We start from the raw sequence: 15192 nt of genomic DNA, 5'->3' as shown, positions 1-15192 counted from the left end.
CGGCGGCACACGGGCCGCTGTCGACCGCCGTCCGTCGCGCGCTGACCGGACCACCGTCGCATGACCACCTGACCCGCATCGGTGCGTCCGTGCGCGATTCGGATCCCTACGGCCTGGATCTGCAGCTGGCGCTGTGCATGTGCTACGAGCTGCACTACCGCGGCTTCGCGGGCGTCGACCCGGGCTGGGAATGGAATCCGGCGCTGCTGACACTGCGCGGCGAGCTCGAACGCGTTTTCCTCGCCGGTGTGCGCCGCGACGTCGGGCCCATCGCACCGGATCAGACCGCCGCCGCCGAAATGGACGCCATCTCGGTCGAACCGGTCGACGGCACGGGTCCGTCGTATTACCTGCGCGACACCGGAACGTGGCAGCAGATGCGCGAGTACTTCGTCCACCGGTCCGTGTATCACCTCAAAGAGGGCGATCCGCACGCGTGGGCGATCCCGCGACTGATGGGTCTCGCGAAAGCGGCTTTCGTGGCAGTCGAATTCGACGAGTATGGCGCGGGGCAGGGTCCCCGGCTACACCAGCAGCTCTTCGCCGATCTGATGGCGGCCGCGAATCTGGACACGACGTACCTAGCGTACGTGGACGCGGTTAACGCCGAAGCTTTGGCGGCGGTGAATCTGATGTCGCTGTTCGGGCTGCACCGCGAGTTGCGCGGCGCGGCGATCGGGCACTTCGCTTCGACGGAGATCACCTCCCCGCCCGGATCCCGGCGGATGGTGCAGGCCCTGCAGCGGATGGGGGCGCCTTCGGCGTGCGTCGAGTTCTACGCCGAGCACGTCGAAGCCGACGCCGTACACGAGCACGTGGTGCGCATAGACGTGGTCGGGGACCTCGTCGAGCGAGAGCCGCACCTCGATCGCGACGTCGTGTTCGGGATCCGCGCGCACGCGGCGGTCGAAAACCGTTTGGCCGACGCGGTTATGGCGTCGTGGCAGCAGGGTCGGTCGTCGTTGCGGAGGGCACTGGACTAGACGTCCGGCTGGCCAGGTTCCGGCATCTGCGGTGGCTGGTGTCGCACAAGGGATACTTCTCGCTGCGCCGGCAGGTGCAGATCGCCACCATGAACCGGTCGGACTCGACGACCTCCCCGTTCGGCATCTCGATGCGCACCGGGCCGGACACCAGGACCGGCCCGCCCGCAACCACCTGGACCCGGGTGGTGGTCACCGCTTGTCCGCCCGGATCACGATGAGCTCCTCTTCCCGGCGTCCGTGGGGTATCAGGCCGACGCTCTCGAGCCACTTCGCCCGCGCCGTCATCACGGGGCCGAACGGGATCCATTGCGACGCGACGACTTTGGCGTCCATGCCGGCCCACTTCAGGGAATCCAGCGATTGCTGAACACCGGCGAGTGCCGAGTGCACGAGAAGCAGTGACCCGCCGTCGCACAGCAACTTGGGCGCCGCTTCGCACAGCGGATCCAACACCATCCGGCCATCGATACCGGCGTTCCAGGCCCACGACGGGCCGGCGCTGGGGCTGATGTACTCCGTGTCGCCGTTCGGAGGTGTCGGCACGTAAGGCGGGTTCGACACGACAACGTCGAAGGGTGCGCAGTCGAGCGCATCGCTCCAGGTGCCCTTGCGCACATCGACATTCACGCCGATGGCGGCCGCGTTGTCGCGAGAGCAACCCACGGCGTGCGGGCAGATGTCGAAGGCCGTCACATCGGCACCGCCCAGTGCCGCGGCGGCGATCGCCACGAATCCGCTGCCCGTACACAGATCGAGTACGCGCCGGCCCGGAATGAGCGCGCTGTCTCGCATCACGTTTACCAGCAATCGGGAATCATCCTGGGGCTGATATACGTTCGAAGCAGCCGAGACAGCGGGTCCTGGATATGTTGTGGTCAACTTTGGCCTTTCGACAGATCGCCGCGGCGATCACTGCTTGGCCTGTGTAATGCCCGCAAACCGGCGGGTTCAAACGGAGTGCGCAAAGGCATTTCTCGGCTAACTCGCAGGCGCATGGGCGAATTGCTTGACAATGGTCGCGCAAAACGCCGGAAGGTCCTTCGGTGAGCGACTGGAGATCAAATTGCCGTCGACGACGACCTCCTCGTCCACCACCTTTGCGCCGGCGTTGCGCAGATCGGTGCGGATGGACGGATAAGACGTCAGCGTGCGGCCCTCTGCCACACCGGCTTCCAGCAGCGTCCAGGGGCCGTGGCAGATCGCCGCAACCGGCTTTCCGGAGCCGACGAAGTCGCGCACGAAGGAGACTGCGGTGCCGTCCATCCGCAGCTTGTCCGGATTCACGGTGCCGCCCGGCAGCACCAGGCCGTCGAATTCGGCGACCGACGCGTCCGATACAGCGCGGTCGACTTTGAAGCTTCCGGCCGGTTCGAGGTCGTGATTGCGAGCCTGGATTTCTCCGGTCTTCAACGAAAGCAGCTCGACTTGTGCACCGGCGTCTTCGAGCGCCGCACGAGGTTGCTCGAGCTCCACCTTCTCCACACCGTCCGCGGCGAGAATCGCGACTTTCTTGCCTTCCAATTCATTTGCCATGGCTATTCCCCTGCTCCCTTTCGATTACGTCGGATTGAGGATGACTTTGGTGCAGCGGTCTTCCTTGTTCTTGAAGATTTCGTAGCCGTGGGGAGCCTGGTCGAGGCTCAGGTGGTGGCTGACGACAATGGTCGGATCGATGTCGCCGTTGCGAATCCGGTCCAGCAGCGGGCGCATATAGCGATGCACGTGACACTGACCGGTCTTGATGGTCAGCGATCGGTTCATGACCGCCCCGATCGGGAACTTGTCCATCAGGCCGCCGTACACCCCGACGATCGAAAGGGTGCCGCCGTTGCGGCAACTCATCGCCGCTTCCCGAAGGGCGTGCGGCCGTTCGGTTTCCAGGCGGGCAGCCTGTTTGACGCGGTCATAGGCGTCCACCGGGGCGGACCCGCTGCGCGCTTCCATGCCGGCGGCGTCGATGCAGTGGTCGGGCCCCCGGCCGGCGGTTATGTCCCGAAGCTCCTCGAGGACCGCGGTTTCTTCGAAGTTGACCGGCGTGGCGCCGATCTGCTTCGCCAGTTCGAGTCGATACGGAACACGGTCGACGGCAATGGCTTTCGACGCGCCGAGCAGATACGCGCTCATGATCGCGAACAGGCCGACCGGGCCCGCACCCCACACCGCGACCACGTCGCCGGGGGTGATGTTGCACATCTCCGCACCCATGTACCCGGTCGGGAGGATGTCGGACAGGAACAGAACCTGCTCGTCGGTCAGGTCGTCTTCGATCTTCAGCGGGCCCACATCGGCGAACGGCACCCGCGCGTATTCGGCCTGGCCTCCGGCGAAGCCGCCGAGCATGTGCGAGTAACCGAACAGTCCCGCCGGCGAGTGGCCCATGAATTTCTCCGCGATGCCGGCGTTCGGATTGGAGTTCTCGCACAGGGAGTACAGGTCGCGGCGGCAGGCGGAGCATGCGCCACACGCGATCGGGAACGGCACCACCACCCGGTCACCGATGGCCAGGTTGTTGACCGCCTTGCCGACTTCGACCACCTCGCCCATGAATTCGTGCCCGAGCACGTCGCCGTGCTTCACGGTGGGGATGTAGCCGTCGTAGAGGTGCAGATCGGAACCGCAGATCGCCGTCGAGGTGATGCGCACGATGGCGTCGCGATCGTTGAGGATCTTGGGGTCCGGAACGGACTCCACCTGGACGCTGTTGCGGCCCGCCCAGACGGTGGCTTTCACAGGCTTGCTCCTTCATTGGGTTGAGCGGGCTGCTGGTGCAGCTGCCGGGCCGAAGCGGTCCCCTCGGGGGATCCGTCCGAACGCAGCACCTGGCCGGTTTCGAGAATCTGCTTGAAACGGCGGAGGTCGTCGTTCACTTGCTGTTCGGGGGACTCGCCGAACAGGCTCGCCGCGGCCTTTCCGAACAGGCCGCCGGGGATGTGATAGCCGATCCTGACGCGGACTTCGGTGCCGTCGCCGGTGGCGGTGGGCGTGAACTCGACGCTGCCACCGTTCTCGATGACCGAGCCGGGCAGCGACTGCCACGCGATGCGCCTGTTGGTGTCGTCCTCGGCGATCTGCGCGTCCCACTGCACCGACTGTCCGGCCGGGGCGTTGGCGACCCAGTGCGACTGTCCGTCGGCGCCGGGGGTAACCGATTGCAGGTGATTCATGAAGCTGGGCAGGTTTTCCAGGTCGCGCCAGAAGCGGTACACCTCTTCGGGCGGGCGCCGCACGGTGACCGCCGCGCGCAGCATGCGGTGCCGGGCGCCGTTAACGTGCCGGCCGCCGCGGTTGACCGTGCGCAGTGCCGCGTAGAGGTCCAGCCCGCCGATGCCGGCGAGCACGACGCTCGAAATGGTGCCCTGCCGCCGCCGTCCGGGAGCGCGGGCGGCCACCCCGGCCAACAGCAGGCCCATATCAAGGACGTCGCCTGCCACCCGGGTCCACACCAGCTTGTCGGGGCCGCCCAGCAGCGCGGCGCCGTGGCCGCATTCGCGCGCGCCCAGCGCGCGGATGACCCTTCGTGACCGCGGGGTGTCGTCAACCCCCGCAAGGGCAGCAACTTTTCCGGGTGCGATCAGCTCGCTCAGGCCCAGCCCGAAACTGGCGCCGCTGAGTGTCTTGACCAGAACGGAGGTGGTGGTGGCGGATCGATCGCCCATCGTCAACTCTCCTTGCCTTGCGGCGAATATGAATCAGGGCAAAGTTGCTGCCAGACAGCCACTTTGCGGATCTTCGGGGGGCCGGCGCCGCCAACCGGTGTTCGCGCGCCGCATCACCCGTACCCGCCGGGTGCGCACGATTGAAGCCGGATACCCGGGCAGATACCGCCCAAACGTGGGATTAACCCGCCGCGTCGCGCAGTGCCGCAAGCAAAGGCTCGGCGGCTTCGGACAGGAAGAGGTCCTGCGACTGGCCACCGACCTGGACGAGCGCCACGTCGGTGAACCCCGCCTCCCAATAGGGCCGGACGGCCTCGACGATCGCGTCCAGGTCGGGGCCACAGGGGATGGAGTCGGCGACATCTTCGGGCCGGACGAATTGGGTCGCGCCGGCGAACCCGGCCGGCGTCGGCAGGTCGGCGTTGACCTTCCAGCCGCCGGCGAACCAGCGGAACTGCTCGTGGGCGCGTTTGATCGCGGTCTCGCGGTCGGGGTCCCAGCACACCGGGATCTGGCCGACCACGCGTCCGCCGCCCGCCAGGTTGGCGGCCTGGCGCGCGGCGTGCCAGGCGTCGACGAGTTCCCCGTCCGGCTCCACCGCGACGAAGTGGTCGGCCAGCCGGCCGAATTTGTCGATGGCCTTGCTGCCGCCCATTGCCACCGCGATGCCGACCGGAACCTCGGGCACGTCCCACAGGCGCGCGGAGTCCACCTGGAAGTAGTCGCCGGTGAAGTTCACCAGCTGGCCACCGAACAACTCGCGGATGATCTTGATGGCTTCGCGCAGCATGTCCTGGCGACGTTCGACGGTCGGCCAGCCCTTGCCGATCACATGCTCGTTGAGGTTCTCGCCGGTGCCCAGGCCCAGGGTGAACCGGCCGTCGGACAGGATCTGCACAGTCGCGGCCTGCTGAGCGACGACCGCCGGGTGATAGCGCATCGTCGGGCACGTCACGTAGGTGTAGAGGTCGACCCGTTCGGTGGCGTGCGCCACCGCGCCCAGTACGGTCCAGGCGTTGGGCGCATGCCCCTGGGTGGTCAGCCAGGGCGAGAAGTGGTCGCTGCACACCTCAAAGTCGAAACCCCGCTCTTCGGCTGAAACAGCCTGCCGTACAAGGTCTTTGGGTCCACTCTGCTCGGTCATCAGAGTGTAGCCAAAATTCGTCATGTTCCTATACTTACCCCGGTCCGCCTCGCGCAAACCGCGCCGCGCTCAGCCCGCGGTGGTGATCGAGTCGCCGGCGGTCCCGGCGGTCCGGCGCGCCGCCAGCCGGCGCTTCTGCGGTTCGATCGTGTAGCGGGGGTCGCGGGCCGACTCCAGCCCCGCCTCGAAGAAGCCGAACCGCAGCATCGCCGACGCCGCCAGCAGGGCCAGGCCGGACAGGGCGGCCACGCCGCGATGTCGTCCGCCGAGCAGTGCGCCCAGACCTCCCGCGGCGGCAAGCCGTTCGCTCCAGGCCAGCAGCCGGCCGGGACGACCTTCGTGTAGCGGTTCCCTGGTCACCGGGTCCATCCGGTACTCGGTGAACCTGGCGGAGATCAGGTCGGCGACCGCGCCGATGACGGCCAGCCTGCGGGCGGGCCCGGCCTCGGCGACCGGGGTGGTGATCATCGCCAACCCCGATGCGGCCAGGCTCGCCGAGCTGACGAACACGAACGGCAGGTCTCGGTACGCGGCGTTCCACGTCGGGGTGGCGGTGTCGGTGAGCAGCACCGCCGTGTAGACCGCAAGCGGCGGTGCGAAGACCGCGGCTTCCAAGCCGGCCGGCCCCTCCACGGCGCGCAGGACGGGGCGCAACGGCCCCAACGGAATTCGCTCACCGGTCATCCGGTCGACCTCGGACACCGCGGCCACCCCGATGCCGGCGCTGAACAAGCTGAGGATCCACGAGCCGACGCTCATCGGTGAGGTGAGCTTGACCGTGCGCAGCATGTTCACGAAACGCTCGGGCCGGCCCAGGTCCTTGACCAGGGCGACCGCCCCCACCATCACCGCGACCAACGCGGACAGCCTGGCGTTGCGGCGCAAGGTGTCTCGCCCGGTGAGCTGCGCACCCGCCGCCAGCAGGCCGGACCCGCCCGCGACGCCACCCAGGAACAAATACGCCGCAACCTCGTGTCCCCAGGGCGCGGGCTTGACCACCGGGCGCCCGTAGTACGAGCTGAACTCGACATCCGGGACCATCGGCATCTCGCGCGCACCGTCGCCCCCGCCCCGGCGGCCCGCCCGTTTGCCCCTGCGGCGCTTGCCCCCCGTCGGCTCCGGCGGACGCAGGCTGTCGTATTCCGAAGTGCTCATAAGGTTTTCACCGACCCTTCCAGAAGGCCAGCGCCGCGGCGGCGAACATCCCCGCCGCGGCCACGCTCGCTCGTTTGAACATCTGGGGCAGGTCGGCCGTGCACACGCGCGGGTCGGGCGGCAGGCCGTAGACCTCCGGCTCGTCGAGCAGCAGGAAGATCGACCCGGTGCCGCCCACGCCGTCGCGTTCGTTGGCGCCGTAGAGGCGGGCCTCCGTCAACCCCTGGGCGTGCAGCGCGGCGACCCGGTCCCGGGCCGTGACCACCAGGTCGTCGTGGTCGCCGAACTTGATCGACGTGGTCGGGCAGGTCTGGGCACACGCCGGGATCTGGTCCTCGACCAGGCGGTCGTAGCACAGCGTGCATTTCTGGGCGACGCCGGTGGCCGGCGTTTCGGCGGGGCGGCCGGGTCGCTGCGCCGGTGTCGTGTACGTGCCGTCGCTGCGACGCTCCACCACGCCGAACGGGCACCCGGCCACGCAGGTTCCGCACCCGTTGCAGACGTCGTCCTGCACGACGACGGTGCCGAACTCGGTGCGGAACAACGCGCCCGTCGGGCAGACGTCCAGACAGCCTGCGTGCGTGCAGTGCTTGCACACGTCCGACGACATCAGCCAACGGAATTCGGGGGTGTCCGGCGGCGTGACGTCCGGGCGCGGCGGGTTGCCAGGGAGCGCCGGCATGCCCAAATCGGTTAGGGCGCGCCCGGATTCGCGTGCCTGCTCGATGCGATCACGCCCTTGCTCGATGAACGCCACGTGCCGCCAGGTGCTGGCACCCAGCGCGCCGGTGTTGTCATAGGACGAACCCAGCAGCTCTAGGTCGCCGTCGCGGGGGTTGCGGTTCCATTCCTTGCACGCGACCTCGCAGGCCTTGCAGCCGATGCAGATCGAGGTGTCGGTGAAGAATCCCTTGCGCGGCTTGGGTTCGACCCAGCCGGCGTCACTCGTCGGGTCGGTCGGTCCGCTCAGCTGACCCATCTGTTCCCCCTTCCCAGACGCCGTCGCTGATCCGCACGTTGCCGGTTTCGGTGGTGGCCCCGGAGCGGGACTGATACTCGGCGATAAGGCGCAGCAGGTCCTCGCCGTGGGGCCGGCGGCCCGGGCGGATGTCGCACGAGCCGGCCTTCGACTCCTGGATCTGCACGTTGGGGTCGAGTGTCACGCCGAGCAGGTCGTTGGCCGCGTCCCCGCTCACCACCGCGTCGCTGCCCACACCCCAGTGGTACGGCAGGCCGATCTGGTGCACCGTGTGGCCGTTGATCACAAGCGGGGCAACACGTTTGGTGACCAGCACCCGGGCTTCGATCGCCGCGCGCGGCGATACGATGGTGGCCCACCCGTACGGCTCGAGTCCCCGTTCGGCGGCCAACTCCGGGGACACCTCGCAGAACATCTCCGGTTGCAGCTCCGACAGGTAGGGCAGCCAGCGGCTCATCCCCCCGGCGGTGTGATGCTCGGTGAGCCGGTAGGTGGTGAACACGTACGGGTACACGTCGGCCCCGGGCTCCCCGGCGCTCGGCGCGCTCAGATTGTCCTTGCGCGGGAAGGTGATTCGGCCGGGGTTTCGCTGCTGCGGATAGAGCGCGTTGGCGACCGGGGATTCCTGTGGTTCGTAGTGCGTGGGCAACGGGCCGTCGACGAGACCCTTCGGCGCGAACAGCCAGCCCTTGCCGTCGGCCTGCATGACGAAGGGGTCGTCGCCGGCGAGCGCGTCGGGACCGCCGACGTCCGGGTCGGGCCGGCTCCCCGGCGCCCGGTCGGCGACGAAGTCGGGCACGTCGTAGCCGACCCACCGCTGCTGTTCGGCGTCCCACCACACGTACCGCTTGCGTTCGCTCCACGGGTTGCCGTCCGGGTCGGCCGACGCGCGGTTGTAGAGAATCCTCCGGTCGGCCGGCCAGGCCCAGCCCCACTCGTGCTGGCTCGGCGACTCACCGCCGTGCGGGACGCGCCGCGCGGCCTGGTTGGTGGCGTTCGCGTACACGCCGGTGTAGATCCAGCAACCGGCGGCGGTCGACCCGTCGGCGCGCAGCTCGGTGTAGGACGACAGCGGGGTGCGGTCCGCGGTGTGATACCCGTTGATTTCGGCCAGCACGGCTTCGCCGTCGGGCTCGCCGTGCTCGTCGGTCGGGTAGTCCCACGTCAGGTCCAGCAGCGGGCGGTCGCGCTCATCGGTCGACCCGGCCAACCGCTGCCTGATCCGCTTGCCGAGTTCGAAGAAGAACTGCAACTCGCTCTGGCACTGGCCCGGCGGCTCGACGGCCTTGTGCCGCCACTGCACCAGGCGCTGGGTCTGGGTGAACGATCCCGCCTTCTCCACGTGCGTGGCGGCGGGCAAGAAGAACACCTCGGTCTCGATGTCCTCCGTTTTGAGTTCGCCCGAAGCGATTTCGGGACCGTCCTTCCACCAGGTGGCGGACTCGATCAGGTTGAGGTCGCGCACCACCAGCCACTTGAGATGGGACATGCCCATGCGCTGCATCCGGCCGTGCGCCGACCCGACCGCCGGATTCTGCCCCAGCAGGAAGTAGCCCTCGACCTCGTCGGCCAGCATGCCCGTGACGGTCTGATACGTGCCGTGCGGGCCGGACAGCCGCGGCAGGTAGTCGTAGGCCCAGTCGTTGTCCTCGGTGGCCGCGTCACCCCACCACGCCTTGAGCAGGCTGATCGCATAGGCGTCGGAGTTGGCCCAGAAGCCCTTCTGCTTCTTCGACCCCACCGCGTCGAGATAGTCCGCCAGGGTGTCGTGCGTGCCCGCCTTGGGCATCGCCAGGTAGCCGGGCAGCAGGTTGAACAGCGTCGGGATGTCGGTGGAGCCCTGGATGGTGGCGTGGCCGCGCAGCGCCATGATGCCGCTGCCCGGACGGCCGACGTTGCCCAGCAGGAGCTGCAAAATGGTTGCGGTGCGGATGAATTGGGCGCCCAGGGTGTGCTGCGTCCATCCGACGGCGTAGGCGAAGCAAGTGGTGCGCTCGCGGCCCGAGTTCTCGACGATGGAGCGGGCCAGGTAGTCGAAGTCCTCGCGGCTGATGCCGCACACGTCTTTCACCATCTCCGGGGTGTAGCGGCTGTAGTGGCGCTTGAGGATCTGGAACACCGTGCGCGGGTGCTGCAGGGTCTCATCGCGTTTGACGCGGGCATGGGCGAGCGGGGGCCCGCCGCTGCCGTGCTCCTGCCCCGCCCCGCTTTGCGCGGCGGTGGCGCCGTGCGTGTGGCCGCCGCCGGCGGACTCGATCTGGCCGTTCCCCTCTTCGTCGTACGCCCACGTCGACGTGTCGTACTGCCCGGTCTCCGGGTCGAACCCCGAGAACAAGCCGTTCAGATCCTCGGTGTCCCTGAACTTTTCGTTGATCAAAGTGGCGGCGTTGGTGTAGGCGACCACGTACTCCTTGAACCACAGATCGTTGCTCAGGATGTGGTTGATCAGCGCGCCAAGCAGCACCACGTCCGAACCGGCCCGGATCGGGATGTGCTTGTCGGACACCGCCGAGGTGCGGGTGAAGCGCGGGTCGACGTGGATCACCCGCGCGCCGCGGGCGCGGGCCTCCTCGACCCACTGGAACCCGACCGGGTGGCACTCGGCCATGTTCGAGCCCTGGATGACAATGCAATCGGCGTTGGCCATGTCCTGCAGTGTTTGGGTGGCGCCGCCGCGCCCGAAGGAGGCTCCCAGACCGGGAACCGTGGCGGAGTGTCAAATACGGGCTTGGTTCTCGATCTGAATGGCACCCGCGGCGGTGAAGAGCTTTTTGATGAGGTAGTTCTCTTCGTTGTCCAGGGTCGCCCCGCCGAGCGCGGCGATGCCCATGGTGCGGCGCAGCAGGTTGCCCTTCTTGTCGATGTCCTGCCATGTGTGGCGGCGGGATTCGACGAACCGGTCGGCGATCATGTCGATCGCGGTGTCCAGCTCGAGGGGCTGCCATTCGGTCGCCCGCGGCGGACGATAGAGCACCTGCAGCTGCCGGCCCGGCGAGTTCACCAGCTGTTCGCTGGCGGCGCCCTTGGGGCACAGGCGGCCCCGCGAAATCGGCGAGTCCGGGTCGCCCTCGATCTGGACCACCCGCTCGTCCTTGACGTAGACCCGCTGGCCGCAACCGACCGCACAGTAGGGACAGATGCTCTGCACCACCCGGTCGGCCGTCGTCGTGCGGGGCGTGACGGCGCGCGTCCGCTTCGAGGTGACGGCCGACCCGCGGCCGAGCTTGTCGCCTGAACGCAGCTGGCGCAGGACGGGCCATTCCAAGAAAAGCTTCCGCATAGCCATGGCCTTTACCCTAGTGCGCGCCGGCGAAACCGCACTCGCTCAGCGCACCACGATCGTGTGCTCGCCGCGCGGCACCAGCTCCCCGATCACCGGCGCGCCCGGGATCTCGCCCGCGATCAACAGCCCGCCCGAGGTCTGCGCGTCCGCGAGCAGCAGCGCCTCCTCCGCGCTCACCGCGGACAGGTCGGCGTGCGGGGCGACCCAGTCGAGGTTTCGCCGGGTACCGCCGCTGACGTAACCGGCCGCCAGCGCCTCCCGCGCGCCGTCCAGATAGGGCACCGCCGCGGCGTCGATCATCGCCGTCACGCCGCTGGCCCGCGCCAGCTTGTGCAGGTGCCCAAGCAGCCCGAAACCCGTTACGTCCGTAGCGCATTCGATGCCGGCGGCCAGGGCCGCCGCGGCCGCGTCGGCATTCAGCGTTGTCATCACCCGGATCGCCTGTTCGAAGCGCTCGCCGGTCGCCTTGTGCCTGCTGTTGAGCACCCCGACGCCGAGCGGCTTGGTCAGTGACAGCGGAGTGCCGGGCCTACCGGAATCGTTGCGCAGCAACCGGTTCGGGTCCGCCAGGCCGGTGACGGCCAGCCCGTATTTCGGCTCCGGGTCGTCGACGCTGTGTCCGCCGGCGAGGTGGCAGCCGGCCAGGCCGCAGACGTCCAGCCCGCCCCGCAGCGTCTCGGCCGCCAGCTCGAACGGCAGCACGTCACGCGGCCAGCCCAGCAGGTTCACCGCCACCACCGGACGTCCGCCCATCGCGTAGACGTCGGACAGCGCGTTGGTGGCCGCGATGCGGCCCCAGTCGTAGGCGTCGTCCACCACGGGCGTGAAGAAGTCGGTCGTCGCGATCAGCGCCGCGCCCCCCTCGATGAGCACCGCCGCCGCGTCGTCGCCGTGGTCCAGGCCGACCAGCAACTCGCCGGCCGGGTCGCGCGGCGCGGTCGCCCCCAACCCGCGGACCACATCCTCGAGCTCACCGGGCGGGATCTTGCACGCACACCCGCCACCGTGGGCGTACTGAGTCAGTCGATACGTCACGCGTCCATACTTGTCCCTATGGTTCGAGGAGGCGTGTCCGGTCTGGTGACCGGCGCGGTCTTCAAAACCGTCGAACGGCAGACGCTGCCGCTGGCGGGTTCGATTCCCGTCCGCCTCCGCCATACTTCTTCGAGCCCGACATGACCGACCCGCGCCGGCGGGTGCCGCGTACCGACACGCTGCTCGCCGATCCGCGCCTGGTCGAGGCCCAGCGGGTGCTGGGCCGCGATCTGGTGAAGTCCGTGATCGCCGACGCGCAGCAGCGGGCGCGCGCCGGGGAGATCGAACCCGAGCGCGTCGCCGAGCACGCCGTCGCCGCGCTGCCCAGCACCGCGTCGAGCCTGCGGCCGGTCATCAACGCCACCGGCGTGGTGGTGCACACCAACCTGGGGCGGGCGCCGCTGTCGCGGGCCGCCGTCGACGCAGTGGTCGCCGCGGCCGGGACCACGGACGTCGAGCTGGACCTGGCGACGGGCCGCCGCGGCCGCCGGGGCCGCGGGGCGCTGGCCGCGCTGGCCAGGGCGGTGCCCACCGCCGACGCCGTGCATGTGGTCAACAACAACGCCGCCGCGCTGCTGTTGACGGCCCTGACGCTCGCCCCGGGCAAGGAGATCGTGCTCAGCCGCGGCGAGCTCGTCGAGATCGGGGACGGGTTCCGCATCCCCGAGCTGCTGGCCTCCGCCGGATCCCGGCTGCGCGAGGTCGGTACCACCAACCGCACCGGCCTGCGCGATTACGCCGAGGCGATCGGGCCGCAGACCGGTTTCATCCTGAAGGTCCATCCGTCCAACTTCCACGTCACCGGGTTCACCTCGGCGGTCGGCGTGGCGGAGTTGGCGAAACTCGGTGCGCCCCTGGTGGTCGACATCGGCTCCGGCCTGCTCTGCCCGCACCCGCTGCTGCCCGACGAGCCCGACGCCACGTCGACCCTGCGCGATGGCGCCGACCTGGTCACCGCGAGCGGCGACAAGCTGCTCGGCGGCCCGCAGGCCGGCCTCCTGCTGGGCGCCGCCGAGCTGATCGAGCGGCTGCGCCGGCACCCGGCGGCGCGCGCGCTGCGGGTGGACAAACTCACCCTCGCCGCTCTGGAGGCGACCCTGACCGGCCCGCCAACCCCGGTGGCCGAGGCGCTGGTCGCCGACGTGGCGCAACTGCGGCCGCGCGCCGAGGCGCTCGCGGCCACGCTGCCGGGCGCCGAGGCGGTGGATTGCGTCGCGGCCGTCGGCGGCGGTGGGGCGCCGGACGTCCGGCTGCCCAGCGCGGCGGTGAGCCTGCCCGAGTCCTACGCCGCCGCGCTGCGCGCCGCCAGCCCGCCGGTCGTCGGCCGCCTCGAGGCGGGCCGGTGCCTGCTCGACCTGCGCACGGTCGCTCCCGAGGACGACGCGCGGCTGGCGGCGGCGGTGCTCGCATGTTCGTCATAGCCACCGCCGGGCACGTCGACCACGGCAAGTCCACCCTGCTGCAGCGGCTCACCGGCATGTGGCCGGACCGGCTGGCCGAGGAGCGGCGCCGGGGCCTGACCATCGATCTCGGCTTCGCGTGGACCGAGCTCAACGGACGCCGGCTGGCGTTCGTCGACGTGCCGGGCCACGAACGGTTCGTGGCCAACATGCTCGCCGGGGTGGGCCCGGTCCCGGCCGTGATGTTCGTGGTCGCCGCGACCGAGGGCTGGATGCCGCAGTCCGACGAACACCTCGCGGCGCTGGACGCCCTCGGTGTCCGCCACGGGCTGCTGGTGATCAGCAAGGCCGACCTCGCCGACCCCGGCCCGGCGATCGAGCAGGCGCGAGAACGGTTCGCCGCCACCTCGCTCGCGGGGGCCGCCGTCGCGATCGGCACCGACCTCGAGCGGGTGCGCGCGGAGCTGCTGGCACTGACCGACCGGCTACCGGCTCCCGACCCCGACGCCGACGTGCGGCTATGGGTCGACCGGAGCTTCACCGTCCGGGGCGCGGGCACGGTGGTGACCGGCACCCTGGCGGCGGGCACCGTGCGGGTGGGCGACGAGCTGGAGCTCGCCGGGCGGCGTGTCACCGTGCGCGGGCTCCAAACGCTGGGCCGGGATCAGGCCGCGGCGGGCCCGGTGTCCAGAGTCGCGCTGAACCTGCGGGGCGTGGACCGGCGGGACATCGGGCGCGGCGACACCGTTCGGACACCGGGCGTGTGGCGCGACACCGCGGAGATCGACGTCGCCCTGCGCTCGGCGGACACACTGCACCGCCAGCTCGTGCTGCACGTCGGGTCCGCGGCCGTGCCCGTGCAGGTGCGCCAGCTGGGTGACGCGGCGGCCCGGCTGCGGCTGGCCAAGCCCCTGCCGCTGCGGGTTTCGGACACCGGACTGCTGCGCGATCCCGGCGAGCACCGGATCGCGGCGGGGATCGAGGTGCTCGACGTCCGGCCGCCGGCGCTGCGCCGCCGCGGCGCGGCCCGGGATCGTGCCGCGGAACTGGCAACCGGCCGCGTCCGTCCGCCCGATTACGCCCGGGCCGACGAGCTGCGCGCGATGGGCCTGCCGCCTTCGGGGCTAAGGGTGGGCGACTGGGTGGTGCAGCCGCAGTGGTGGGCCGCGCGGCGCGAGTGCGCGACCGCCGCGGTGCGGGGCTGGGCCCAGGACCATGACATCGCGGCGGGAATGCCGCTCGAGACGTTGCGACAGCGCGCCGGCCTGCCCGCCGCGGAACTACTGCCGACGCTGCTGGAGGGCACCGGCCTTCAGGTGGTCGACGGGTTGGTCCGCTCGCCGGGGGCGGCCCTGCCGGCCCGGGTCGACAAGGCGGTGCGCACCGCGGCGGCCAGCTCCCGGGGCCCGAGCTTGAGCTCGGCCAGTTCGTCGGCCTCCGGTGCCCGAAAGGGCTCAGCGGCCAGCCACTCCTCGATGGTGCGCACCGCCTTGTCGACCCGGGCCGGCAGGGCCGCCCCCGGCGAGCGGACCAACCCGTCGACCACCTGAAGGC

The 15192-nt window shown here is 69.9% G+C and carries 13 protein-coding genes and 1 tRNA gene; 4 read left to right on the top strand and 10 right to left on the bottom strand.

The features are described from left to right. Nucleotides 1–983: iron-containing redox enzyme family protein (locus A5709_RS25855; RefSeq protein ID WP_068123543.1), on the top strand; the 983-nt coding region annotated here is incomplete at its 5' end. On the opposite strand, the gene A5709_RS27835 is transcribed toward A5709_RS25855, so the two are convergent. The 10 genes from A5709_RS27835 to selD all read right to left on the bottom strand — a co-directional run bounded on the left by A5709_RS27835 (nt 931) and on the right by selD (nt 12238). Further along, entirely contained in the window at nt 931–1179 is a 249-nt protein-coding gene (locus A5709_RS27835) for a CDGSH iron-sulfur domain-containing protein (protein WP_082953223.1), read from the bottom strand. The genes A5709_RS25855 and A5709_RS27835 overlap by 53 nt on opposite strands. Then, a complete protein-coding gene (locus tag A5709_RS25845; RefSeq protein ID WP_068123539.1) occupies nt 1176–1865 on the bottom strand; it encodes a HemK2/MTQ2 family protein methyltransferase in 690 nt (229 codons plus the stop codon). The genes A5709_RS27835 and A5709_RS25845 overlap by 4 nt, the downstream gene beginning before the upstream one ends. Before the next feature lie 99 nt (nt 1866–1964). After that, the gene (locus A5709_RS25840; RefSeq protein WP_068123535.1) at nt 1965–2519 is read right to left on the bottom strand and encodes a type 1 glutamine amidotransferase domain-containing protein; all 555 of its coding nucleotides are present in this window, start codon (nt 2517–2519) and stop codon (nt 1965–1967) included. Between the two features lie 24 nt (nt 2520–2543). Next, a complete protein-coding gene (locus tag A5709_RS25835; protein ID WP_068123531.1) occupies nt 2544–3716 on the bottom strand; it encodes a zinc-dependent alcohol dehydrogenase in 1173 nt (390 codons plus the stop codon). Continuing rightward, nucleotides 3713–4642, bottom strand: coding sequence for an SRPBCC family protein (locus A5709_RS25830; protein ID WP_068123528.1), 930 nt, complete (start codon nt 4640–4642; stop codon nt 3713–3715). Before A5709_RS25830 ends, A5709_RS25835 begins: the two co-directional genes overlap by 4 nt. Before the next feature lie 181 nt (nt 4643–4823). Beyond that, complete coding sequence (locus tag A5709_RS25825; RefSeq protein ID WP_068123525.1) at nt 4824–5810, bottom strand: LLM class F420-dependent oxidoreductase; 987 nt, start codon at nt 5808–5810, stop codon at nt 4824–4826. A gap of 45 nt (nt 5811–5855) precedes the next feature. Continuing rightward, nucleotides 5856–6941, bottom strand: a complete 1086-nt coding sequence (nrfD, locus tag A5709_RS25820) for an NrfD/PsrC family molybdoenzyme membrane anchor subunit (protein ID WP_068123522.1) — start codon at nt 6939–6941, stop codon at nt 5856–5858. A gap of 7 nt (nt 6942–6948) precedes the next feature. After that, on the bottom strand, nt 6949–7920 hold the full coding sequence (locus tag A5709_RS25815; RefSeq protein WP_068123548.1) for a 4Fe-4S dicluster domain-containing protein: 972 nt from the start codon (nt 7918–7920) through the stop codon (nt 6949–6951). Continuing rightward, a complete protein-coding gene (gene fdh, locus A5709_RS25810) occupies nt 7883–11206 on the bottom strand; it encodes a formate dehydrogenase (RefSeq protein WP_231987075.1) in 3324 nt (1107 codons plus the stop codon). The genes A5709_RS25815 and fdh overlap by 38 nt, the downstream gene beginning before the upstream one ends. Nucleotides 11207–11245: 39 nt before the next feature. Further along, nucleotides 11246–12238 (bottom strand): selenide, water dikinase SelD, encoded by a 993-nt coding sequence (selD, locus tag A5709_RS25800; protein ID WP_068123515.1) that lies wholly within the window; start codon nt 12236–12238, stop codon nt 11246–11248. A gap of 27 nt (nt 12239–12265) precedes the next feature. Between selD and A5709_RS25795 the strand changes: the two genes are divergently transcribed. From A5709_RS25795 to selB, 3 genes are all read left to right on the top strand, one after another. Next, a tRNA-Sec gene (locus A5709_RS25795) sits at nt 12266–12360 on the top strand. Nucleotides 12361–12378: 18 nt separating this feature from the next. After that, entirely contained in the window at nt 12379–13659 is a 1281-nt protein-coding gene (selA, locus tag A5709_RS25790) for an L-seryl-tRNA(Sec) selenium transferase (RefSeq protein ID WP_068123546.1), read from the top strand. Next, on the top strand, nt 13647–15188 hold the full coding sequence (gene selB, locus A5709_RS25785) for a selenocysteine-specific translation elongation factor (protein ID WP_082974376.1): 1542 nt from the start codon (nt 13647–13649) through the stop codon (nt 15186–15188). The genes selA and selB overlap by 13 nt, the downstream gene beginning before the upstream one ends. Nucleotides 15189–15192: the final 4 nt, after the last annotated feature.

Source organism: Mycobacterium sp. E1386, assembly GCF_001672745.1.
Lineage (GTDB): Bacteria > Actinomycetota > Actinomycetes > Mycobacteriales > Mycobacteriaceae > Mycobacterium.
The sequence above is the reverse complement of the archived record's forward strand: the minus strand, read 5'-3'. Positions and strand labels throughout refer to the sequence as shown.

Excerpts from the sequence above, each read along its gene's own strand:
- A5709_RS25840 (WP_068123535.1), bottom strand. The coding sequence starts at position 2,519 with ATGGCAAATGAATTGGAAGGCAAGAAAGTCGCGATTCTCGCCGCGGAC.
- A5709_RS25830 (WP_068123528.1), bottom strand. The coding sequence starts at position 4,642 with ATGGGCGATCGATCCGCCACCACCACCTCCGTTCTGGTCAAGACACTC.
- A5709_RS25825 (WP_068123525.1), bottom strand. The coding sequence starts at position 5,810 with ATGACGAATTTTGGCTACACTCTGATGACCGAGCAGAGTGGACCCAAA.
- nrfD (WP_068123522.1), bottom strand. The coding sequence starts at position 6,941 with ATGAGCACTTCGGAATACGACAGCCTGCGTCCGCCGGAGCCGACGGGG.
- A5709_RS25815 (WP_068123548.1), bottom strand. The coding sequence starts at position 7,920 with ATGGGTCAGCTGAGCGGACCGACCGACCCGACGAGTGACGCCGGCTGG.
- selA (WP_068123546.1), top strand. The coding sequence starts at position 12,379 with ATGACCGACCCGCGCCGGCGGGTGCCGCGTACCGACACGCTGCTCGCC.
- selB (WP_082974376.1), top strand. The coding sequence starts at position 13,647 with ATGTTCGTCATAGCCACCGCCGGGCACGTCGACCACGGCAAGTCCACC.